The sequence below is a fragment of the Phytoactinopolyspora mesophila genome (genome assembly GCF_010122465.1).
GTDB classification, from domain to species: Bacteria; Actinomycetota; Actinomycetes; order Jiangellales; family Jiangellaceae; genus Phytoactinopolyspora; species Phytoactinopolyspora mesophila.
Map to the genome: position 1 here is coordinate 45159 of NZ_WLZY01000008.1, position 22596 is coordinate 67754.

At 68.3% G+C, this 22596-nt stretch carries 24 protein-coding genes; 17 read left to right on the forward strand and 7 right to left on the reverse strand.

The features are described 5' to 3' along the window. Window positions 1-267: 267 nt before the first annotated feature. Window positions 268-1056 carry a FadR/GntR family transcriptional regulator gene (locus F7O44_RS21085; protein ID WP_174255965.1) on the reverse strand — a complete coding sequence of 263 codons (789 nt, stop codon included), beginning with the start codon at window positions 1054-1056 and terminating at the stop codon, window positions 268-270. Window positions 1057-1149: 93 nt separating this feature from the next. Here F7O44_RS21085 and F7O44_RS21090 point away from each other — a divergent pair, with 93 nt between their 5' ends. The 11 genes from F7O44_RS21090 to F7O44_RS21140 all read left to right on the forward strand — a co-directional run bounded on the left by F7O44_RS21090 (window position 1150) and on the right by F7O44_RS21140 (window position 13720). Continuing rightward, window positions 1150-2229: an isocitrate/isopropylmalate dehydrogenase family protein gene (locus tag F7O44_RS21090; protein WP_222851565.1), complete on the forward strand. Its 1080-nt coding sequence runs from the start codon at window positions 1150-1152 to the stop codon at window positions 2227-2229. Then, complete coding sequence (locus F7O44_RS21095) at window positions 2229-3791, forward strand: ABC transporter substrate-binding protein (protein WP_162452279.1); 1563 nt, start codon at window positions 2229-2231, stop codon at window positions 3789-3791. Before F7O44_RS21090 ends, F7O44_RS21095 begins: the two co-directional genes overlap by 1 nt. Window positions 3792-3839: 48 nt before the next feature. Beyond that, entirely contained in the window at window positions 3840-4787 is a 948-nt protein-coding gene (locus F7O44_RS21100) for an ABC transporter permease subunit (protein WP_162452280.1), read from the forward strand. Continuing rightward, window positions 4784-5653: an ABC transporter permease gene (locus tag F7O44_RS21105; RefSeq protein WP_162452281.1), complete on the forward strand. Its 870-nt coding sequence runs from the start codon at window positions 4784-4786 to the stop codon at window positions 5651-5653. The genes F7O44_RS21100 and F7O44_RS21105 overlap by 4 nt, the downstream gene beginning before the upstream one ends. Window positions 5654-5658: 5 nt before the next feature. Continuing rightward, window positions 5659-6666, forward strand: coding sequence for an ABC transporter ATP-binding protein (locus tag F7O44_RS21110; protein WP_174255971.1), 1008 nt, complete (start codon window positions 5659-5661; stop codon window positions 6664-6666). Then, window positions 6663-7529: an ABC transporter ATP-binding protein gene (locus F7O44_RS21115; RefSeq protein ID WP_162452282.1), complete on the forward strand. Its 867-nt coding sequence runs from the start codon at window positions 6663-6665 to the stop codon at window positions 7527-7529. Before F7O44_RS21110 ends, F7O44_RS21115 begins: the two co-directional genes overlap by 4 nt. Before the next feature lie 2 nt (window positions 7530-7531). Next, on the forward strand, window positions 7532-8740 hold the full coding sequence (locus F7O44_RS21120) for an ArgE/DapE family deacylase (RefSeq protein WP_162452283.1): 1209 nt from the start codon (window positions 7532-7534) through the stop codon (window positions 8738-8740). Further along, on the forward strand, window positions 8737-10176 hold the full coding sequence (locus F7O44_RS21125; RefSeq protein ID WP_162452284.1) for an aldehyde dehydrogenase family protein: 1440 nt from the start codon (window positions 8737-8739) through the stop codon (window positions 10174-10176). Before F7O44_RS21120 ends, F7O44_RS21125 begins: the two co-directional genes overlap by 4 nt. Window positions 10177-10187: 11 nt before the next feature. Further along, on the forward strand, window positions 10188-10958 hold the full coding sequence (locus F7O44_RS21130) for an SDR family NAD(P)-dependent oxidoreductase (protein ID WP_162452285.1): 771 nt from the start codon (window positions 10188-10190) through the stop codon (window positions 10956-10958). A gap of 195 nt (window positions 10959-11153) precedes the next feature. Further along, window positions 11154-12257, forward strand: a complete 1104-nt coding sequence (locus F7O44_RS21135; RefSeq protein WP_162452286.1) for a DNA alkylation repair protein — start codon at window positions 11154-11156, stop codon at window positions 12255-12257. 185 nt (window positions 12258-12442) lie between these two features. After that, window positions 12443-13720 (forward strand): hypothetical protein, encoded by a 1278-nt coding sequence (locus F7O44_RS21140; protein WP_162452287.1) that lies wholly within the window; start codon window positions 12443-12445, stop codon window positions 13718-13720. Window positions 13721-13845: 125 nt separating this feature from the next. Here F7O44_RS21140 and F7O44_RS29740 read toward each other — a convergent pair whose 3' ends face one another. Beyond that, window positions 13846-14034, reverse strand: coding sequence for a methyltransferase domain-containing protein (locus F7O44_RS29740; protein WP_222851567.1), 189 nt, complete (start codon window positions 14032-14034; stop codon window positions 13846-13848). A gap of 119 nt (window positions 14035-14153) precedes the next feature. Then, window positions 14154-14759: a TetR family transcriptional regulator gene (locus F7O44_RS21150; RefSeq protein ID WP_162452289.1), complete on the reverse strand. Its 606-nt coding sequence runs from the start codon at window positions 14757-14759 to the stop codon at window positions 14154-14156. 104 nt (window positions 14760-14863) lie between these two features. Here F7O44_RS21150 and F7O44_RS21155 point away from each other — a divergent pair, with 104 nt between their 5' ends. From F7O44_RS21155 to F7O44_RS21170, 4 genes are all read left to right on the forward strand, one after another. Further along, window positions 14864-15109 (forward strand): hypothetical protein, encoded by a 246-nt coding sequence (locus F7O44_RS21155; RefSeq protein ID WP_162452290.1) that lies wholly within the window; start codon window positions 14864-14866, stop codon window positions 15107-15109. After that, the gene (locus F7O44_RS21160) at window positions 15109-15648 is read left to right on the forward strand and encodes a hypothetical protein (protein ID WP_222851568.1); all 540 of its coding nucleotides are present in this window, start codon (window positions 15109-15111) and stop codon (window positions 15646-15648) included. The genes F7O44_RS21155 and F7O44_RS21160 overlap by 1 nt, the downstream gene beginning before the upstream one ends. Before the next feature lie 225 nt (window positions 15649-15873). Continuing rightward, window positions 15874-16413 carry a hypothetical protein gene (locus tag F7O44_RS21165; RefSeq protein ID WP_222851569.1) on the forward strand — a complete coding sequence of 180 codons (540 nt, stop codon included), beginning with the start codon at window positions 15874-15876 and terminating at the stop codon, window positions 16411-16413. Continuing rightward, window positions 16398-17342, forward strand: coding sequence for an alpha/beta fold hydrolase (locus F7O44_RS21170; protein WP_162452291.1), 945 nt, complete (start codon window positions 16398-16400; stop codon window positions 17340-17342). The genes F7O44_RS21165 and F7O44_RS21170 overlap by 16 nt, the downstream gene beginning before the upstream one ends. A gap of 19 nt (window positions 17343-17361) precedes the next feature. Here the strand turns inward: F7O44_RS21170 and F7O44_RS21175 are convergent, their stop codons facing one another. The 3 genes from F7O44_RS21175 to F7O44_RS21185 all read right to left on the reverse strand — a co-directional run bounded on the left by F7O44_RS21175 (window position 17362) and on the right by F7O44_RS21185 (window position 19675). Beyond that, window positions 17362-18591: an RNA polymerase sigma factor gene (locus F7O44_RS21175; protein ID WP_222851570.1), complete on the reverse strand. Its 1230-nt coding sequence runs from the start codon at window positions 18589-18591 to the stop codon at window positions 17362-17364. 4 nt (window positions 18592-18595) lie between these two features. Continuing rightward, a complete protein-coding gene (locus tag F7O44_RS21180) occupies window positions 18596-18931 on the reverse strand; it encodes a YciI family protein (protein WP_162452293.1) in 336 nt (111 codons plus the stop codon). Between the two features lie 135 nt (window positions 18932-19066). Beyond that, complete coding sequence (locus F7O44_RS21185) at window positions 19067-19675, reverse strand: TetR family transcriptional regulator C-terminal domain-containing protein (RefSeq protein WP_162452294.1); 609 nt, start codon at window positions 19673-19675, stop codon at window positions 19067-19069. 88 nt (window positions 19676-19763) lie between these two features. On the opposite strand from F7O44_RS21185, the gene F7O44_RS21190 reads away from it, so the two are divergent. Continuing rightward, the gene (locus F7O44_RS21190) at window positions 19764-20765 is read left to right on the forward strand and encodes an ATP-binding cassette domain-containing protein (protein WP_162452295.1); all 1002 of its coding nucleotides are present in this window, start codon (window positions 19764-19766) and stop codon (window positions 20763-20765) included. Beyond that, complete coding sequence (locus F7O44_RS21195; protein ID WP_222851571.1) at window positions 20762-21580, forward strand: ABC transporter permease; 819 nt, start codon at window positions 20762-20764, stop codon at window positions 21578-21580. Before F7O44_RS21190 ends, F7O44_RS21195 begins: the two co-directional genes overlap by 4 nt. Here F7O44_RS21195 and F7O44_RS21200 read toward each other — a convergent pair. Further along, the gene (locus F7O44_RS21200) at window positions 21577-22524 is read right to left on the reverse strand and encodes a zinc-binding dehydrogenase (protein ID WP_162452296.1); all 948 of its coding nucleotides are present in this window, start codon (window positions 22522-22524) and stop codon (window positions 21577-21579) included. The genes F7O44_RS21195 and F7O44_RS21200 overlap by 4 nt on opposite strands. Window positions 22525-22596 lie beyond the last annotated feature (72 nt).

Sequence of the window (22596 nt, forward strand, 5' to 3'; positions counted from 1 at the left end):
CTCCAGTCTCGGCTCTGCAGCGTGTCGACACGAGCGACTCGGCTACGGGGTAGCCCGACCCCTACGTGGCCCGATCATGCACTGCCACAGCAAACTCGGACGCGGCGTTCCACCATCCGGATCAGCACAGGTTCCTCCTCCCGGGTGCACAGGGTGCCGTCCCCCTCCCCGGTGATCGTCAGTACGTTGTGGCTGCGAACCCGCAACCACAACGTACTGACGATCACCCTAAAGCGACCGCAGCGTACTGACGATCACCACAGGCGTTCAGGTGGCAAACGAGGGTGGAGGCGGGGCGTCGTCCTCGAGCAGGGCCTCGAGCAGCGGCTGCTCCGCGTCGGAGACGTATTCGGCGTAGTAGGCGTAGAGTGCCTGCCGGGCGAGCCTGGCGGCGCGCTCGCCGTCCCGGTCACGTACGGCCTCCAGGACCTCCGCATGGTGACTCAGCGACTTACGCATCAGTGCCTGCTGATCCGGGCTGTCCGCTATCTTCTGCGTGATCAGACTCAAGACCACACCGCGGACCACGTCACTGCAGACCTGGATCAGCGTGCTCCGGCTCGCGCGCGCCACCGCGTCGTGGAACTCGAGATCGGCCTGACTGAACTGGACATAACCATCACCGATGGTGCTCTCCATCCGAGCCAACGCGATGTCCATCTCGGCGATCTCGGCATCCGTGGCGAGTTTCGCCGCGAGCAGGTTCGCCGAGCCGTCGAGCAGCATCCGGAACTGAACCAGCTCCCCCAGTCCCACCTGGTCGGTGCGGACCAGCCGGGTCACCGACTTGTGCAGCGTGGTGGGCGAGAAAGGAAGAATCTCCGGGCCCCCCGGGTCGCCGTGCCGGGAACGGACCAAACCGTTGCTCTCCAGGACCCGCAGCGCCTCCCTGATCGTCGACCGGCTGACGCCGAACTGTTCCATGAGCGTGCGCTCGCTCGGCAACCGGTCGCCCGGCTTCAGCTGGCCGCGTAGCACGTGTTCCTCGATCTGCTCCACGACACGCTCATACGCGCGTACCGGACGGACCCGCTCGAACGTCACCTCGTCTGCCATCCCATGCTCCGCTCTCCTCGGATCCCCACACCTTGACAGCCGGTGCCAGCCGTGTCACCGTACCTACCCATACTTAGAGTACTGGTCCGACCAGTGAGCGAGGCCCTCCCGATGCAGATCCGTCTCGTGTCCATCCCCGGCGACGGTGTTGGTCCTGAAGTGGTGGCGGCCACGCTACCCGTCATTCAGGACGCTGCGCTCATGCACGGCGCCGGGCTCGATGTGCTCGAGGTCGACTGGGGCGGTGAGCGGCACCTCCGCACCGGCGCTCCGATGCCCGACGACGCCGCCGAGCTGGTCCGCAGCCACGACGCCGTCCTGTTCGGCGCCGTCGGCCGGCCCGACGTCCCCGATCACGAACTGGTCTGGGGTCTGATCATCGCACTGCGCCAGCAGCTCGATCTGGCCGTCAACCTCCGCCCGGTACGCAGCTGGGAGAACGTGCCGTCCGTGGTCACCTCGGCACCGGGGACCGACCTGCTCATCGTCCGGGAGAACACCGAAGGTGAGTACACCGGCGTCGGCGGCCGGACTCATCGCGGCAGAGAGGCCGAGCTGGGCATCGAAGTAGCCGTGCATTCCCGGCCGGCGATCGAGCGAGCGGCCCGGTACGCCTTCGAACAGGCCGGCCGCAGGCGGGGCCAGGTCGCTCTGGTCACGAAATCCAACGCCATGCGCCACGGCTATACCCTCTGGGACGAGATCGTCGCGGAAGTCGCCGCCGAGTTCCCAGCTGTGGAGTGCCAGCCGGTGCTCGTCGACGCGATGGCGGCCCAGATGATCCAGCGCCCGGCCGAGCTGGACGTGTTGCTGTGCAGCAATCTGTTCGGAGACATCCTGGCTGATCTGGCGGCCGTCCTGGCAGGCGGAATGGGGATGGCGCCCAGCGCCAACGTCAGTCCGGCCACCACTCCCGGGCTGTTCGAGCCGATTCACGGCTCCGCTCCGGACATCGCAGGTCAGGGCATCGCCAATCCGACCGCCTGCATGCTCTCCGGCGCCATGATGTTCGACCATGTGGGCCTGCCCGCAGCGGGCGACTCGATCCGCAACGCCATCGCCGTCGCTCTACTGGACTCCTCCAACCACACCCCTGATCTGGGCGGCACCGGCACCACCGACGGGCTGGCCGCAGCCGTCCGTTCCGCGCTGAATCGCGAGAGGAATACTTGATGAGACGATCTCTGCGCTACACCACCGCGGCGGCAGCCGCCGGTGTCCTTCTGCTGGCCGGATGCGGCGCCGGCAGTGGAGACGACGCTGCCGACAGCACCGACGACACCGGCCAGTCCGGTGAGGGAACCGGCGAAGACACACCCGCAGGTGAGCCCACCGCGCTGACGGTCGGATTCACCGCCGAGCCGGCCAACCTCGACTTCACCACCACCGATGGCGCCGCCATCCCCGAGGCGCTGCTGGTCAACGTCTACGAAGGGCTGGTCAAGCTCGACCAGGACACCGGCGAGATCGTGCCACTGCTGGCCGAGTCCTGGGAGGTCAGCGAGGACCGCACCACCTACGACTTCGCCCTGCGCGAGGGCGTGACCTTCAGCAACGGCGAAGAGTTCACCGCCGACGACGTCAAGTTCAGCATCGAACGGGTGCAGTCCGACGACTGGACGGTCTCGCTGAAGTCCGGCATGGACGTCGTGGAGTCGGTGGAGGTCCTGTCGCCGACTGACGTCCGCGTCGAACTGTCCGAACCCAGCAACCGGTGGCTGTTCAGCATGACCACCCGGATCGGCGCGATGTTCACCCCCACCGGGGTCGACGACCTCGCCAACGAACCGGTCGGCACCGGGCCGTACGTGGTCGACGAGTGGAACCGCGGTGACTCGATCGCGCTGGCGGCCAACGACGACTACTGGGGTGAAACGCCGGCCATCGAGGCCGTCACACTGCGGTATTTCGCCGACCCCACCGCGGCGAACAATGCCCTGCTGACCGGCGACATCGACGTCATCGGCACCGTCCAGGCGCCGGAGGCGCTCGGCCAGTTCGAAGGCGACGAGCGTTTCCAGGTCATCGAAGGCACCACCAACGGCCAGGTCACCCTCTCGTTCAACAACGAGTCCGGCCCGATGTCCGATGTCCGGGTCCGGCAGGCCGTCAAACACGCCATCGACCACGATGCCCTGCTGGAGACCGCCTGGGCCGGACGTGGCTATCTGATCGGCAGCCACGTCCCGCCGACCGACCCCTGGTACGAGGACCTCACGGATCTGTACCCGTACGACCCCGAGCGCGCTCGCGACCTGCTGGCCGACGCCGACGCCGAGAACCTCACCCTGGATTTCCGGATCGCCAACCTGCCCTACGCGGTGGCTTCGGCGCAGGTCGTGGCCTCACAGCTGGCCGAGGTCGGTATCACCGCCGAGATCGAGCCCCTGGAGTTCCCGGCCCGCTGGCTGGACGAGGTGTTCACCAACGCCGACTACGACATGTCGATCGTCGCGCATGTCGAGCCGCGTGACATCGGCATCTTCGCCGACCCGGACTACTACTTCCGCTACGACAGCGGGGAGTTCCAGGATCTGCTCGCCGAGGCCGACGCCGGCACCGAGGACGAACAGGTCGAGGCAATGCGGGAAGCCGCCCGGCTCCTCGCCGAGGACGCGGCCGCCGACTGGCTGTTCCTGCAGCCGAACCTCGTGGTCGCGGCCGCGGACGTGGCCGGCCTGCCGGAGAACCGCGTCGGCGAGCCGTTCGACCTGACCGGCATCTCCCGTTCCTGATCCCGCCCGCCACGACCAGACTCCGCACGGAAAGGGGGCCACGGACCAGTGCTGTTACAGCTCGCCAGGCGGACGCTGGTGTTCGCACTCAGCCTGCTGCTGGCCTCAGCCGTGGTCTTCGCCTTCATGGCCGTGCTGCCGGGTGACCCGGCACGGGTGGCCTTGGGCGTCCAGGCGACGCCTGAGGCCCTTGCGGCCACCCGCGCCGAGTTCGGCCTCGACCAGCCGCTCGTGGCGCAGTACCTCGACTGGATAGGCGGCCTCATCAGAGGCGACCTGGGCCGGTCTTACGTGACCCGAGCCGACATCGGACCACAGGTCTTCGACCGGCTACAGGTGACAGCGTGGCTCGTGCTCGCCGGGATGCTGGTGGCACTGGTCGTCGCGCTGCCGGTCGGCATCCTGGCGGCGGTACGGCACCGCCGGGTCAGCGGCATGATGCTCTCCGGCGCCAGTCAGATCGGCATGGCCGTACCCAGCTTCCTTGCCGGAATCCTGCTCGTGTCCGTGGTCTCGGTTCAGCTCGGATGGCTGCCGTCGGGCGGCTGGGTGGTGCCGGCCGAAGACCCGGTGCAGTTCCTGCGGCGGCTCATCCTGCCGGCGCTGGCGCTCGGGATCGTGCAGGGGGCGGTAGTCACCCGGTACGTTCGCTCGGCCGTCCTGGACGTCATGCGGGAGGACTATCTGCGAACGGCCCGGGCGAAAGGCCTGGGCCCCTACCGCGCGCTGATCAAACACGGCCTGCGCAACGCCGCGATCCCGGTCGTGACAGTGCTGGCGCTCCAGCTCGCGACGCTACTCATCGGCGCGGTCGTGGTCGAGCGGGTCTTCGTGATCCCCGGGCTGGGCAGCCTGCTGCTGGACGGTGTCGGCAACCGGGACCTGCTGCTGGTGCAGAGCGTGGTGATGGTGCTCGTCATCGCGGTGCTGCTCGTCAACTACCTGGTGGACGTGCTGTACGCGGTCTTGGATCCCCGACTGCGGAGGGCCGGATGAGCGCTCACGTGGACACGGCCCCGGAGGCGGTTAGCCGTTCGGGAAGGGCCGGCCGGCTCAACCCCAGCCTCGTCGTCGGCGGCACCGTGGTGGCGCTGATCATCGGTGCGGCCCTCGTCTCGTTCATCTGGACCCCGCACGACCCCACCCGTATCGACGCCGCGGCCCGGCTGTCCGGCTCGACCGGCGAGTACTGGCTGGGCACCGACAAGTTCGGCCGCGACGTCTTCAGCCAGCTGCTGGTCGGGGCCCGCACCACTCTCTTCGTGGGGATCGTCGCCGTCGGGATCGCCGCCCTGATCGGAACGCCGCTCGGCATCTTCGCCGGTATGGGGTCAGGGTGGGCCAGCGAGATCGTCATGCGGGCCAACGACCTGCTGCTCGCGTTCCCCGCGCTGCTGATGGCCATCATGTTCGCCGCCGTCTACGGGCCCAGCACCCTGACCGCGATGGCCGCCATCGGCATCGCGACCATCCCGTCGTTCGCCCGGCTGGCCCGCAGCGGAACGCTGAACGTGATGCGCACCGAATACGTCCTGGCCGCCCGGGCAGCCGGGCGATCACGCCGGGCGATCGCCGTGCGGCACGTGCTGCCCAACATCTCCGGGCTGGTCATCGTGCAAAGTTCAGTGGCCTTCGCCATCGCCATCCTGGCCGAGGCGGCCCTCTCCTTCCTCGGGTTCGGCACCCGCCCACCCACCCCGTCGTGGGGGCGCATGCTCCAGGAGTCACAGGAGATGCTGCACTCCGCTCCGCTGCTGGCGCTGTGGCCAGGCCTGGCCATCGCCCTCGCGGTGCTCGGTTTCAACCTGCTCGGTGACGGACTCCGGGACCGTCTCGACCCCCGTCTGGAGGTCCGCAGGTGACTCAGATACCACTCGCGCGACCGGCCGGAGCCACGTCCGCCGACGACAACGGCCACGCCCTGAGCGTGCGTGGCCTCGACGTCGGCACCGACAACCTTGACCTGATCCGCGACGTCTCGTTCTCGGTCGCCGCCGGGGAACGCGTCGGCCTGATCGGCGAATCCGGATCGGGTAAGTCGCTCACCGCGCTGGCTCTGCTGGGCCTCCTGCCGGAAGGGGTGCGAGCCGGCGGCTCGGTCCGGCTGGCCGGAGCCGGCTTCGACCTGGTCGGGGCAAGCGAGCGGCAGATGTCCAAAGTCCGGGGCAACCGGATGGCGATGGTCTTCCAGGAGCCGATGACCGCGTTGAACCCGGTCATGCAGGTGGGTGACCAGGTGGCGGAGGTCATGTTGCTGCACGGCCGGCAACCGGACCGGCGCACCGCCCGCCGGACGGCCGTCGAGATGCTGGCCAAAGTGCGGCTGCCGGATCCGCAGCGAGCCGCCCGCGCGTATCCCCACCAGCTCTCCGGCGGCCAGCGCCAGCGAGTGGTCCTCGCCATCGCGCTGGCCAACGACCCCGCCGTGCTCCTGTGCGACGAGCCGACGACGGCGCTCGACGTCACCGTGCAAGCACACATGCTGGATCTCATCCTGACCGGTGTCACCGAACGGGACGCCGCCCTGCTCTTCATCACTCATGACCTCGCGGTCGTGGCCACGGTCTGCCAGCGGGTGATGGTCATGTACGGTGGCCGGATCGTCGAGTCCGGCCCGATCGACGAGGTGTTCACCCGTCCGCGGCATCCGTACACCCGCGGGCTGCTCGACGCCTCGGACATGGAGGCCGTCGACGCCCGGGGTCGGCTGCACACCATCCCGGGCACGGTCCCGGCGGCCGGCCGGTTCCCCGACGGGTGTGTCTTCCGCAACCGATGCGCACACGCCACCCAGCAGTGTGTGCACGTGCCGTCGCTGGAGAGCCAGGGGCCGCGGGCACACGCCTGCTGGCACCCGGTGGAGGATCCCGCATGAGCCAGCCGAGCACCCCCGTCCTCCGGGTCCGTGACGTCCATCGCCGGTACCGGCGGGCCCGCACGTCGCTGTTCAAACCACCCAGCGAAGTGCCGGCGGTACGCGATGTGTCCTTCGACATCTTCCCAGGCCAGCGGTTCGGGCTGGTGGGAGAATCCGGCTCCGGCAAGTCCACGCTCATCCGGCTCCTTTCCGCGCTGGACCATCCGACGTCGGGAAGCATCGAGTTCGACGGCCGGGAGATAACCGGTCAGCCGGAACGCCGGCTCCGTTTCCTGCGCGAGCGACTGCAGGTGGTCTTCCAGGATCCGATGGGATCTCTCGACCCCCGCATGCGAGTGCGCGACATCATCGCCGAGCCGCTGGTGGCGATGGACCAGCCCAGCCCGCCCGGGCGGATCCATGAGTTGCTCAGCGCGGTGGGACTGCCCGAGGACGCCGGAGACCGCTACCCGCACCAGTTCTCCGGCGGACAACGTCAGCGGATCTCGATCGCCCGCGCGTTGTCCACCCGCCCGTCGGTCCTCGTCGCCGACGAGGCGGTGAGCGCCCTGGACGTCTCGGTGCGCGCGCAGATCCTCAACCTGCTCGCCGACCTGGCCGACGAGTACTCGCTCACGCTCGTGTTCGTCTCGCACGACCTGGCTGTGGTCCGGCACGTGTGCGACACGATCGCCGTGATGCACAAGGGAGAGCTCGTGGAGATCGGTCCCACGGAGCAGATCTACAACGACCCCCAGCATCCGTACACCAAACGGCTGGTCGCCGCCGTGCCGACGCTGCGCCGGGCCCTCGCGGGCGTCAGCGCCGCCGAGTTGGCCCGAGCCGTCGCCGATGCCACCGACACAAAGGAGGACGAGTAACAGTGGTCCAGGGCCAAGGCTTCCCTGTCGACGAGCAGGGCGTCGTCGACTTCACCCGCGACCTGGTGCGGATCCGCAGCGTCCACGAGGCTGGGCACGAGCGGGCCGAGGAAGCCGTGGCTGCGCTCGTCGCGGCCAGGATGCGCGATTTCGGCTGGGAGCCGGAGGTCGTGGAGGTGGCCCCGGGGCGGCCCAATGTGGTCGCCGTCGTCGAGGGTGGTGGCGGCGACGGGCCGACGCTGGCCTTCGAAGGACACACCGACGTCGTCACCGAAGGCGACCTGGACACCTGGACGGTGGACCCGTACGGCGCGCAGATCCGCGACGGCCGTCTCTACGGCCGTGGCTCGGCGGACATGAAATCCGGTGTGGCCGCGATGCTCTACGGCGTGCGAGCACTGCAGCAGGCCGGGCCGTTCCCAGGCCGGATCAAACTCTGCGTCCTCGCCGACGAGGAAGGGCTCATGCTCGGCGCCAAGCACTTCGCCGCCTCCCCCGCCGCCCGTGACGTCGACGCCGCCATCATCTGCGAACCCGAAGAGGGCGAGATCTGCGTCGCCGCCAAGGGGGCGATCCGGCTGCGGGTGGACTTCGCCGGGAAGATGGCGCACGGGGCGATGCCTCAGCACGGCCGCAACCCGGTGGCGCCGGCCGGCTCGCTGCTCATGGCGCTGGCCGAACGGGAACATCAATGGCAGTCCGAACTCGGCGCCCACGAACATCTCGGGCTGCCCTACGTCACACCCACCGTCCTGGAGGCGGGCTCACCCGACCAGATCAACGTCATCCCCGCCCGGGCCAGTGTCTGCGTCGACATCCGCACCGTCCCCGCCCTCGATCATGCCCAGGTGATCACAGAGGTAGCCAAACTGGCCGAAGCCGCGGGCGCGCCGTATGGCGTCACAGCGGAGGTGAGCGTCGTCGACGACCGTCCGGCGGTGGAGATCGATGCCGCCGATCCCGTTGTCACCGCACTCGCCCAGGCGCACGAGGCGGTGACCGGTGAACCCGCGCGCTACGGCGGTGTCCCCGGCGCCACCGACGGCACGATCCTCACCCGCGACGCCGGCATCCCCACCGTCGTGTACGGGCCGGGCGGGAAGTGGATCGCGCACCAGGCCGACGAGTTCGTGGAGGTGGACGACATCATCCGGTGCGCCCACGTCTACGCCGAGGCCGCACATCGTTTCCAGCACGGAGCGGCCCAGTGACCGCGTCGTACCCGGCCGGGCTCCCGATCGGCGATTCGTGGGTCGACACCGGCGAGACCAGCCAGGTCAGGTTCCCGTACGACGGCTCGTGGGTCGACGACGCACCCGTCGGCTCGGCCGAGCACGCCCGCGCCGCGATCGATCACGCCTCGGAACTTGCACCGGTGGTCGCCGAGCTGCCGTCGAGAGTCCGGCGCGACACACTGCTCGCCGCCCGGGACGCCCTGGCTGATCGCCGGGACGACATGGAGCAGCTACTCGTCCTCGAGACCGGGAAACCGCTGCGGGACTGCCGGGTCGAGGTCGAGCGCACCTTGGTGACGCTGGCCGCGTCGGCCGAGGAGGTTTCCCGGCTGCACGGTGAGACGGTCCCGCTGGACCTGTTGCCGTCCGGCGACGGGATGCTGGGATTCTGGGTTCGCCGCCCGATCGGCGTCGTCGTCGGCATCGCGGGGTTCAACTACCCCCTCCTGCTGGCCACCCACAAGATCGGACCGGCGATCGCCGCCGGTTGCCCCGTTATCTGCAAACCCGCTCCGCAGACACCGCTGGCCACCCTCTGGCTCGTACACCTGATCCGGAACGCCGCGGCCGCCTCGGGCGCCCCACCCGGCATGGTGCAGCTGGTCACCGGTGATGTGCCCGTGGGCTCCGCCCTGGTCACCGACCCACGGGTGGCGGCGGTATCGTTCACCGGCTCGGCCGCCGTCGGGCACCGGATCGCCCGCGACGCCGCGCCGCGCAAGGTGCTGTTGGAGCTCGGTTCCAATGCCGCGCTGTGCGTCGCCGCCGACGCCGATCTCGACGCGGCCGCCTCGGCCGTACTCCGGGGCGGGTTCTACGCCTCGGGCCAAGCGTGTATCTCGGTGCAGCGGGTGCTCGTGGAACGCCCCGTGGCCGACGAGTTTCTGGAACGGCTGAGGACAGGCCTGGCCGGCGTCGTCGTCGGCGATCCACGCGACGAGGCGACACACGTCTCGGCTCTGATCGACGAACACTCCGCCAAGCGCGTCGCCGAATGGGTCGAGGCGGCGGAGACGGCGGGAGCCCGGCGACTCGCGACCGCGCCCAGCCCGATCGAGCCAGCTCCCACCGTCCTCGTGAACGTGCCGGACACAGCGGACGTGTGGCGCGAGGAGGTCTTCGGGCCCGTGGTGTGCGTGCGCACCGTCGATTCGATGGACGAGGCGTTCGATCTCGTCAACGCCTCCCGCTACGGCCTGCACGCCGGCGTGTTCACCCGCTCGCTCGCCACGACGATGGCCGCGCTGCGGCGGCTCGAGGTGGGCGGCGTCGTCGTCAACGACGTTCCGGGGTTCCGCTCGGACACCATGCCATACGGCGGCGTCAAAGACTCGGGAATCGGCCGGGAAGGCCCGCGCTTCGCCGCTGAAGAGCTGACCGTCACCCGCATGGCCGTCATCCGACCGATGTAGAGGGATTCACCATGGACTATTCCGATCTGTTCCGGCTCGACGGCCGCCGCGCGGTCGTCATCGGCGCGGGCAGCGGCATCGGCCGCGAAGCGGCGCTCGCTCTCGCGGCTCACGGCGCCGCGGTCACCGCCGTCGACCGGGATCTACCAGCCGCGAAAGACACGGCGTCGGCTCTCGGCGCGGCCGGTTCGGCGCACGAGCTCGACGTTCTCGACCCGGACGCGATCGACGCCACCGCCGGCTCCCTCGGGCCCGTCGACGTACTTGTCTTCACCCCGGCGATGAACGTGCGCAAGCGGCTGCTCGATTACACCCACGAAGACTTCGATCGGGTGGTGGGGCTGAATCTGCGGGCGTCGTTCGATCTGATCCGTGCCTTTGGCGCTCCGATGGCGCAGCGCGGCACCGGCTCGATCATCGGCTTCTCCTCCATCCGGGCCGTGAGTGTCGAGCCCGGGCAGGGCGTCTACGCGGCCACGAAGGCCGGGCTGGTGCAGTTGATGCGCACGGCCGCCGCCGAGCTCGGCGCCTCCGGCGTGCGGGCGAACACGATCTCCCCCGGCGTGGTCGACACTCCGCTGACCGCGCCTATCAAGGCCCAGCCCGAGTGGTACGACGCGTACTCGGCCAAGAGTGCGCTGGGTCGCTGGGCGGCGCCGCACGAGCTGGCCGGGGCCGTTGTCTACCTCGCGTCAGACGCGTCCAGTTTCGTCACCGGCAGCGTGATCGCCGTCGACGGCGGGTGGACAGCCGTCGACGGCCGCTTCGAACCACCCGCCTGACCAGCTTCATCGACATAGTTGCGGGCATGGCACGCTGAGTACACGTTGAGGAACCGGTATCTGGCACCGGTGCACGTGTACTCAGCGTGCCATGACTCGGCCGACACCCCCTAGGATGCTCGAATGAGGCGCTGTCGGCACCGAGAAACGGCCGCCCACCCACCGAGCCGGCGCGTAGGGCTCCAGGGGTAGGCCATGGCGGAACCACTGAAGAACAGCTATGGCCCCGAGATCCCCGAGCGGATCGCCAAGATGATCGAGGCTGTCCATCCGGACTTTCCTACCGCCGAGTTCCTGGCCTTCACCTTGGATGGTTATGACGAGCTCGAGCTGACCCCACGGGCCCGCCGGATCGCCGACGGCCTGGCCCGGCACCTGCCGCCGGATCCGCGCGAGGCGATCGGCATCCTGGTCGCCTCGCTGGGTTCCCCCAGCGAGCAGCTGCGAGGAATGGAGCCGTTCGTCTACCTGCCGCACGTGCTGTTCGTCGCCGAGCACGGCCTCGATTGTCTCGAGGAGTCGTTCCGGGCCCAGTACGAACTCACTCAGCGGTTCACCGCCGAGTTCAGCATTCGCGCCTTCATCGAACGCCATCCGGAACAGACGCTGACCCAGCTCAAGCAATGGGCCACGGATCCCAGCATGCACGTTCGACGCCTGGTGTCCGAAGGAACCCGCCCGCGGCTGCCCTGGGCTGCGCGGCTGCGCCGGTTCCAGGTGGACCCGTCGCCGGTTATCGAGCTGCTCGAGATGCTGAAGGACGACCCCGAGGAGTACGTGCGGCGCTCGGTGGCCAACAACCTCAACGACATCGCCAAGGACCACCCCGACGTCGTCGTCGAGGTCTGCCGGTCCTGGCTGCCAGGCGCATCCGAACAACGTCAGCGGCTGATCCGACATGCGCTACGCACGCTGATCAAGAAGGGTCACCCGGGTGCGCTGGCGCTTCTCGGTTTCGAGCCGGGCTCTCCAGCCACCATCAAAGAGCTAGCGATCACACCTGCGCGGGCCCGGATCGGTGACACACTCATCATCGAGGGCACCATCCACAACGGCACCGACCAGACTCTCGCGGTGCTCGTGGACCTGCGCGTCCATTTCGTCAAAGCCAACGGGTCCACTAGTCCCAAGGTGTTCAAAGGCGCGACGTTCCACCTCGCGCCCGGCGAAACCGGCTCGGTATCCAAACGCATATCGCTGGCCCAGCAGAGCACCAGGACGCACCATCCCGGCGAGCACAGCGTGGAGGTTCTGGTGAACGGCCAAACCAAGACCAGCACCACGTTCACTGTCGAGTGATCACACCACCGGCGCGTTGATCAAGTACGGATTGTGGGCGTTATAGCACCCATATTCCGTACTTGATCAACACCCGTGCTTGACCAACGATGTCTAACTCGCGTCCAACGACTTAGGATGCTACAGATGACGCGATACCGGCGACGGCTGACAGTCGCCCGTCTACCGATCAACTGCCGGCCGCGATGAGCGAGATGCTCCGGATCGGACATTCCACCGCCGTCGGCGCACTGCCGCTCACGCTCACCACCGGCGGGCTCACATCGCTGCTTCTCGCGTTCCCCGCATCCAACCTCTTCGACGGCAGCCCAGCGCCGTATCTGTTCGCGCTCGGGTGTTTGCTCGCCGTCGTGCCGGGTGGCATCTTCCTTTTCCTCACGCTCACCTACCGGCCCGTCGCGTTCGACCCGCGGACCGGAACCGCCCGGCTGGGCCGCAAGACCGTGCCGCTAGCTACCGTCACCAAGGCGTGGCGTCAGATCAGCAACGCCGGGCACAACACCTCCTACGTCAGCTACCGCTTCGAGTCGACCGACGGCGCGTGGGGGCGCGTCCTCATCGCAGGAAGCCCGCTGCGGGGTCTCGACGCCGAAGGCCTCGCCCGCCTCGAACGGTTCATCGACGCGATCCCGCTCGAAGAACCTCACGACGACGGTCTCAGCCCCGCACAGCGGCAGATCGCCGACTCAGCCGCCCAGTACGGCTCGAAGACACCTGTCGGCCGGGCCGCGATGCTCGCCGAACTCCGCGGTTCGCCGCCATCGGCTCCGACTGCTGCCAGGTTGTCCGTTTCACAGCTCAGACGTCTTGAACGGCAATGGGATCACGACGACGCCGCCGCCGAGCAATTCTTCGCCAGTCGCCCGGCATCACCACGCGGTACCCGGCGGATAGCCGGTCGGCTTGCGGCCGCAGCGGTGTCCCTGGCAGCTCTCGTGATCGCGGTGGCCGCGGTGGGTGAACAGGTCGCCGGCGGAGACCTGCCAGACAACGTGAACCGGGCGGCCGGAATCGGTGTCGGTGCCGCCTTCGCACTCGGCCTGGCATCCGGACTCGTATACTGCATCGCCGCCGACGCCGCGGGGCGCCGCCGCCAGCAGGAGGCGCTCAGCTGGCTGGAGACGCGCGACTCGTTCCAACGCACCCGCGGCCTGCCGCCCCGCCTGCTGGCCGCCTTCACCGGCACACCGCCAGGCGAGCGGACCGTGTCATTTGCCGTCGCCGTCTGTGCTGTCCTCGGCACGGGGTGCCTCATCGCCGGCCCCGTGGTGTGGTCCACCGAACCCGACTGGCCGTTCGCGGTCGGCCTCGCGCTTCTGTGCGCCGGAATCGTTTTCAGCTCGCTGGCGGCGGCACTCATCGTGAGAGCGAACCGGAGCCGGCGTCACCAGCAGTTGCTCGGCGCGCGGCTCGGCGGGCAACGGCTCCTCGCGCACCACGGCGAGCTGGACTCGGCGGGTTGAGCTTGTCACAGCCGCGCTTCGAGAACCACGAACGACGCCGTCTCGGCCGCCCGGCGGAAGGTGGTGAAGCCGGCGCCCTCAACCACCTGCCGCAATGCCGTCACCGGCCTGGGTGGCCGAGTACGTCATCGCTTCCCTGCGTCGGCGTCTGCGACTTCGAACGTCAGCCGGTCGCTCACGCCTGCCTGGGCCGCCGCCCCACGCGCCGCCTCATCCGAGGGCACGTGATGGTCGACGCCGACGAACGTCGAGGCGGGATAAGCCCGCGCCAGCAGGATCAGGGGCGCGCCGTGCCCGCAGCCGATATCGGCCAAGCGTGCATCCCTCTCCAGCTTCGCTGCCAGGCGGGACGGTGAGTACCCGCGGCGAGCACGCGTCTCGATGCTGAATAGAAGGCAGTCCAGTGTCCACCGGAGATCCCTGCTCCGATCAGCTACCGGAGACCGCCGGAAGAGCGCAGCCCAGCGAGCGTCACGTCGACGAGCCGGCTGACCGCCGCCGCGGACGGCAGAGCACCGGCAGCGGAAAGAGCATGCAGACAATAATTCGCGAGCTCGTCCGCCCCGATGTCGTCGCGGACGTCCCCGGTTGCCGCGGCCTCGGCCAGCAGATCCCGGATCATGCCGCTCAGCTCTCGACGCGCTCCGGTGACCTGGCCGTGCTCGTCTCGATGCAGGAACGCCGCCAACTCCGGATTGTGGTGCCGGATGCCGTGTTCGGCGATTCCGCGCGAGATGTGCGCGTAAGCCTCGAGCACAGCTCTCACCCGCTGACCGGCGTCGTTCACCCCGTCTCTGACAGCGGCGAGATGTTCGAGGTGGTTGGTGATCTGCCGCTCGTGCCAGGCGAGCACGATCGTTTCGACATCTGGGAAGTACTTGTACAGCGTGGCGCGTCCGATGCCAGCCCCCTCGGCGATCTGCGACATCGTCACCGACAGCAGGCCTTGTTCGGCCACTAATGCGGCAGTGGTGTCCAAGACGGCGTCCCGGACCTCGCGGCGGTGCGCCTCGATGGTCTCCGTCCACAGCTTTGGCACCGCACTAGCATACATCGCGACGTGACCGATACATTATGTATCTACAGAGACATTGTGTCTCGATAAACAGATGGCCGAGAACCGACTCAGACCGAGGAGCGCAGATGAGCGACCTTCCACCGCGTCCTGACCACGAAGACGAACCCGGCGTGCGCCTCGCCCCACAGGCGGGCACGCCACGCTGGGCATGGATCGTCGGGATCGTCTTCGTCGTCGCAGCGCTGGCGGTAGCTGCCGTCATGGTGTTCGGCGGCGAAGAACACGGACCCCAGCAACACACGCCGGAGGAGAACCAGGAGCAGGACGTGGATCCCGAACACGACGGCGATCACGATCAGATGGACCACTGATGCTCATGCCACCGCGCGTGCGCAGGTTCGTGCTCGCCGCGCACATCACGACCACCGTGGGCTGGCTCGGTGCGGTGGCCGCCTTCATCGCCCTCAGCGTCATCGGCCTCACCAGCCAGGACACCCAAACGGTGCGCGCGGTCTATCTTGTGATGGAACCGGCCGCCTGGTACGTCCTGGTTCCGCTCGCCTTCGCCGCGCTGTTGAGCGGACTCGTCCAGTCGCTCGGCACCAGGTGGGGACTCTTCCGGCACTATTGGGTGTTGTTCAAGCTCCTGATCGTGGTCGTAGCGACCTCATACCTGTTGATGTACACCCAGACGTTCGGCGCTATGGCCGGCCTCGCCGCGAACCCGGAGGCCGAGCTTGGTGTGGTTCGCAACACCTCACCGTTCCTACATGCCGTCCTCGCCCTACTGATACTGCTCACCGCCGTGGCACTCTCGGTCTACAAGCCGCGCGGGCTGACCCCGTACGGCCGGCGCAAGCAGGCCGAGGCGCAAACAGCGACTCGCAGAAGACGACAACCCTCAGGATGACGAACCCGTCGGTCTCGGCCAGTTCGGTATGCGCGGCACGTACCCGGAACCCGTCACCCCTGGGCCGGCGCATCGTCTGGGCTCCCTGCCAGGTCGCGCCGGCAGCCCTCGACCTCAAGCTCCGTCGGCGCCTCCGACCCGGCGCCCAGGCGGTGCGCCGCGGCTGGGTCTAACCCGGACCACTACTTGACAATTACTGTCAAGTAGTTGCTAGAGTCACTGCTCGTGCCGACCGAAATCCCGCCACGGCCGCGTGACGCCACTGGCGCGCACGTCGAGCTCGTGGAAGATCTAATCCAGCAGGTGACCACCCGGCTGCTCGATCCGCTGGCGATCCTGCTCGACGACGACGCCATCACCGGCATCTGTGAGCGCACGCGCATCGATGCCGAGGTGTGGGCCGCTCAGCTCCTCGGCGGCGACGAGCACCGCGCCACCGAGACTGCAACTCGCCTGATCGCTGCCCTGTTCGCGGACGACCAGGTCTTCGACCCACAGCCGCGCTGGTGGGCAACGCCGTTCGGCCGCGCCGTCCTGCACAGCATCGGCCACCCGGCTCGCGAGCATGTGACGTTCGCGGCCGCTGGCGCGATGCTCGGCATCAGCCGGCAAGGAGTCCATGACCTGCTCACTCGCGACAAACTCCAGCGTCACCCGGATGGGGGGGTCACCACAGCGTCGATTCGCGCCCGCTCGATCCAACGGAACCCGCCACACGCGAAACCCGCCCCCGCATCGAGGAGCAGCACATGCCCGAGTCCATGACCGACCGGATCGTCCAGACCGGGAAGATCGGCATCGCCGCACGGGAGTACGGCGGCAGCGGTCACCCAGTGCTGTTGCTGCATGGCGCGGGCGGCAACCTGGCCGCGTGGGACGTCGTCGGCCCTATGCTCAGCGCTCGGCATCGGGCGGTGGCGGTAGATCTGCGCGGCCACGGCCAGTCAGGCGACGGGCCGTGGAACTGGGAGACAGTCCTCTCGGACCTGGAAGCCGTCAGCAACGAACTAGACCTTCGTCGCGCCGTCGTCGTCGGCCATTCGCTCGGGGGTGTGCTGGGAGCGCGCTGGGCGCGCCGGAACCCGGACTGTCCTGCTGTCGTCAGTCTCGATGGTCACCGGTCGCCGGTCCCGGCCCCGCAGAATTACGACGCCGACGCGGCCGGACTCACCCCCGGCGAGCTCAGCCGCCAGGTCGCGCAGCTGTCTGCCATGTTCGACGGCCAAGCCGCGGCGGCCTCGGCACCGCTGAGCGACGACCACGTCGAAGCCATGCTCACCGCGCAACGCTCGATCGCCGTGCAGCATGGGGCAGATCCGGAACTCGCGGCCGCCGCCGCCCGCCGGGGGCTGGTCCTCCGCGACGGCGCGACCTTCGTCCGGCCGGGTCCCGAGACGGCCAACGCGCTACGCGACAGTGTCCAGACCGACAGCCTGCCGGTGTTCGCGGAGCTCACGATGCCGGTCTTGCTGGTGCTCGCCACCAACAGCGTGCCGCAGGTACCAGCCGAGCTGGAACCGCTGATGACCGCCTTCCGCGCGGGCTTGCGCCGCGACGTCGATGTCCTGATTGCGGCGAACCCGTCCATCTCGATCCACGAGATGGACGCGAGCCACGCCATGCTGTCCGAGAAGCCCGCCGATGTCGCCGAGAGCATCACATCCTTCGTTGCCCGGGTCCTAGGAACTCGTTGAGGCCGCCAGTGGGAGCGCCCTAGATGTCCAGCTCGTCAGCGCGGTCGAGCAGCGCGCGGCGTTCGGGCTCGGAGTGGGCAAGCGCGGCGGCCTGCCTGAACAAGGTGGCTGCCCGGCCGGATTCGCCGGCATGGGCGGTGAGATCGGCCTCCGCGGCCACCGCGAGCGGGTGCTCGTCCAGCGCGCCCCCGGCGCGGGCGGCTTGCAGGAGCGCCAGCCCGGCCGCAGGACCGTGCGCGTAACCATGCGCGACTGCACGGTTCAGCTCGATCACCGGTGACGGCTGGATCCGGGCGAGGTCGTCGTACGATCGGGCGATCGTCGCCCAATCGGTGGTATCGGACGACGGCGCCACGGCATGGCAGGCAGCGATCCGGGCCTGCAGCGTGTACGGACCGCCCTCCCGCTGTATCCCGGCGAGGATGTTGAGGCCTTCGGCGATGGCATCGTGGTCCCAGCGGCTGCGGTCCTGCTTGTCGAGCGTCGTCAGATTGCCGCCGGGGTCGCGCCGGGCGTCGCGCCGTGAGTGCTGGAAGAGAAACAGGGCCAGTAATCCGGAGACCTCGGATTGACCCGGCATCAGCCGCTCGAGCAACCTGGCCAGGCGGATTGCCTCGTCGGCGAACGCGGGCTCGCCGTCGGCGTCGTAGCCACGAGTGAACAGCAGGTACAGCACGGCCAGCACGCCGGGCAGGCGCTCGTCGAGCTCTGTGCCCTGGGGGACCCGATACGGGATCCCTGCCTGTGCGATCTTCGCCTTTGCCCTGGTCAGGCGGCGAGTCATGGTCGACTCAGTGACCAGCAGCGCGTGCGCGATGTCAGCGGTCGCCACACCACAGATCGTGCGCAGCGTCAGCGCCACCCGCGCTTCGAGCGTGAGCGCGGGGTGGCAGCAGGTGAAGATGAGCCTCAGGCGGTCGTCCACGACCTCTCCCCTGCCTGGATCGGGACTCGAAGCCACAAAGGTGACCGCGGCCAGCTCCTCCAGCTTGCGACGTTCCACGGACGCGCGCCGCAGCACGTCGACGGCGCGGTTACGGGCCACCGTCATCAACCAGCCACCGGGGTTACCCGGGACACCGTCCGCCGGCCATTTCTCGAGGGCGACGGTAAGTGCATCCTGGGCGCAGTCTTCGGCCAGCGTCCAGTCGCCGGTGACACGAATCAGCGCGGCGACGATCCTTGGGTAGTAATCCGTGCACGCGGCCGCGACAGCCGCAGCCGTCGCGGCCGGGTGCGAATCGGACACTCGATCAACCGTCCAGATCGCCGAACGGGCGCAATTCCAGCCGCCCCTCCCGCGCCATCGGGTGCGCGCGAGCGATCTCGATCGCCTCATCCAGGTCAGCACACTCGAGAACGTCGTAGCCGACGATCACCTCTTTGGTCTCCGTGAACGGCCCGTCGGAGACCAGCAGCTCCCCGTTTCGCACGCGGACTGTCGTGGCCGCCGACGTCGGCGCCAGCGCATCGCCGTCCAGTCGCCGCCCTCGCGCATCGTTGTCCGCGACCCACGCCTCGATGTCCGGCGGATTGGTCTTGTCGGTGTCCGGCTCGGTATCCGTGCACACGAACATCATGTACTTCATCTCTCGCGCTCCCCTGCCTGGTGATGCCACCAGTGTGGCGGCATCGTGTTGTGATGTCACCAAGGTGACGAACGGGGAGCGCGAATCCGGACAACCACGTGCAACCACATCTTCCCGCCCGCTCGGCGGATCAGATCAAGCCCGCCGAGGACCGAACGTCGTATCGAGTTGAGCGTTGAGCGCTCTGACCGCCGCTTCGGCCGGCAGGCCAGTGCTCAGCAGGTGGACCGCCAGCCCCTCGGCCATGGCGAACAACGCGGTGGCGGTGTGCTCCGGGTCGATGCCGGGCGCTGCCGAACCAGCGGACTGGGCCGAGCGAATCTGCTCGGTGATGAACTCGCGTACATCGGCGTTGTTCTCGCCGAGGACTTCTGCGGCAGTGCGCTTGGTCGCGGCGTAGGACGTGAAGGCCAGGGCCACGCGCCCATCGGCTCGCCCGGCCTCGTCGACAGGCAACAGGGTTGTCAACACGGCTCCGACCAACTCACGGGCGGACGGGTCGTCGCCGAGCTTCCTGACCGCTTCGGTCATCCGCTCCTCGAACCGCGCGCTGGCTGACTTCATCGCGAAGTCCATCATCGCTTCCTTCGTCGGGAAGTAGTGCTGAACCATCCCCGACGTCACGCCGGCTTCGGCCGCGACGTGCCGCAGGCTCACCGCTTCCAAGCCTTGGTCCGCCGCCACCCTCATCAGCGCCGCAGCGATCCGCTCGCGCCGCTCCTGATGATCAACCTTTTTCGGCACGTCTCCATGCTTTCACATTGCGACTGCATTGACAACGCCTCGCGCGCCGAATACATTGCAACTGCAATGTAAAGAGAAAGGGCATCACATGACTCAGGAGCAAGCAGCACCGGCCATCGAGGTCACCGATCTGGTCAAGCGATTCGGCGAGACAACGGCCGTCGACGGCATCGATCTGGGCGTCGCCCGCGGCGCTGTCCTGGGGCTGCTCGGCCCCAACGGCGCGGGCAAGACCACAGTGGTGAGAGTCCTCGCCACCCTGTTGCGCCACGATGCCGGCGTGGCCCGTGTCTGCGGGTACGACGTTGCGCGCGACGCCCACCGCGTCCGGCAGCTGATCGGGGTGACAGGTCAGTACGCATCGATCGACGAAGGGCTGACGGGCTTTCAGAACCTCACCATGGTCGGCCGGCTCCTCGGGCTGTCGAGGGCACAGGCGAAGAGCCGAGCGGCTGAGTTGATCGAGAACGCGGGCCTGGATGAGGCCGCCGCAAAGCCCGCGAAGACCTATTCCGGTGGCATGCGCCGCCGACTCGACCTCGCCGCCAGCCTGGTCAACCGGCCCGCTGTCGTCTTCCTCGACGAGCCGACCACCGGACTCGACCCCGCCAGACGAGGCGACACCTGGGACATGGTGCGTGAGCTGGCCACCCACGGCTCAACCGTTCTACTCACCACGCAGTATCTGGAAGAAGCGGACCATCTCGCCGACGAGATCGTGGTCCTCGACTCCGGGAAGGTCGCCGCACGGGGCACCCCCGACACGCTCAAACGACGCCTTGGCCGCCAAACACTCGACGTACGCGTCTCCGACCCTGTCCAGCTCGACGAAGCGGCCACCCGCATCGCACAGATCGTCCGAGCCGATCCGATCGTCGACGTCCAGACCAGTCACCTCAGCGCTGCCGTCACTGACAGCCCCGCGATGCCCGCGATCGTGCGGAGCCTCGACGAGGCAGGCATCGAGATCAGCGAACTGGCACTGCGCCTGCCCAGCCTGGACGACGTCTTCCTGACCCTGACCGGCCACCGCGCCACCACCGACGACGCGACCCCGACCGTGGGCGTGAGCCAAGGAGACGCATCATGACCAGCAGCACACTCATGCCCACCCACCCAGGCGCGACACCACAGAAGCACGCCACCCCGTCACAGGCGCTGACCCAGTGCACAACGCTGTCGTGGCGAGGAATCGTCAAGATCCCCCGTCATCCGATGGGTCTGGCCGACGTGATCATCGGGCCGGCCATCTTTCTCGTCCTGTTCGGCTACGTCTTCGGCGGCGCGATCGCCGGGGACACCGACGGTTACCTCCAGTACGTCTTCCCCGGCATCCTCGGGATGATGACCCTGTTCGCCACCATGGGCGTCGGTGTCGCGCTGAGCAGCGACCTGTCGACAGGCATCTTCGACCGTTTCCGCAGCCTGCCCATCGTCCGCATCGCACCCCTGATCGGAGCGATCGGCAGCGACATCGTCCGCCAGATCATCTCACTCACCGCGCTCGTGGGCTTCGGCCTCCTCCTCGGAGTCCGGTTCAACGCCAGCATCTGGTCAGTCCTCGCCGGCTGCGCTCTCGCGCTGGCTTTCGCCCTCGCCTTGTCCTGGGTATGGGTCCTGCTCGCACTCGCCGTCAAAGACACCCAAGCAGTTCAGGGGCTCGGAGCGATCATCATCCTTCCCCTGGCCTTCGCCAGCAACATCTTCGTTCAGCCCGAGACCATGCCCGACTGGATGCAGACCATCGCGACCTGGAACCCCGTCGGCCATCTCGTCGACGCCGTCCGAGGCCTCATGATGGGCGGACCAGTGGCCCAGCCGGTGATGTACACCGTGATCTGGATGGCCGCCTTCGTCGTGATCTTCACCCCGCTGTCCCTGATCGCCTACAAGCGCCGCGCCTAGAGGCGCATGACGACGTTGCCGACCTTGCGACCGGAGTCGATCCGCGCGTGCGCCTCGGCAACCTCGGAGAGGTCGTAGGCGTGGTCGATGACCACCTTCAGTTCTCCGGCGGCGGCGAGGCTCAGGAGAAACTCGATGTCTTCCACCCGTTCTGTGGCGGTTCCGGCGACAACGTTGCCGCGGGCTCGGACCATCTCCGGCAGGTCGGCCACGACCAGCGCCAGCAGGCCGGACTCGCTGAGCAGCCGCCGTCCTGATCGGATCGACAGGTTCCCGACGGTGTCGAGGACGGCATCGAACCGGTCGTTGCATTGCGCCAGGTCTTCCGTCTCGTAGTCGATGACCCTGGCCACCCCCAGCTCCGCCACCAGTTCGGTGTTGGGCCCGCTCGTGACGCCAGTGACAACCGCGCCGAGGTGCCTCGCCAGTTGCACGGCATTGGTGCCGATGGCGCCGGAGGCCCCGTTGATGAGAACGGCGCTGCCGGATGCCACTTTCAGCTTGTCCCGGAGGAAGAAGAGTGCGGTGGTTCCACCGAACAGCAGGCCGGCGGCTTCCTCGTGGCTCACCTCGTCCGGCTTCCGCACCAGCTTCTTGGCCGGAATCGCCACGTGTTCGGCGTAAGCGCCCATCTTGAGCCCGGTCATGCCGCATACGGCATCGCCGGGCTGGAAGCCAGTGACACCCGGACCGACCGCCTGCACCACACCCGAGAAAGAGCTGCCGAGGACGCGCCTTCGCGGCCGGAAGACGCCGAACATCAGCCGTGCGAACGGCGCGAAGCCACGGGGAAACCGAGCACCGCGGATGCGCGCGTCAGCCGACGTGGCCGCGACCGCACACACCCGCACCAGCACCTGACCGGCGCCCGGCTTCGGCAGTGGGGCATCGACGATACGGAGGACGTCCGGCGGGCCGTACCTGTCGATCACGGCGACCTTCACGACGCCTCCTTACACTCGTAAGTCTTGCCGGTACGATAGCCTTACTGCCGTAAGGATGCAAGCGCCCGTAAG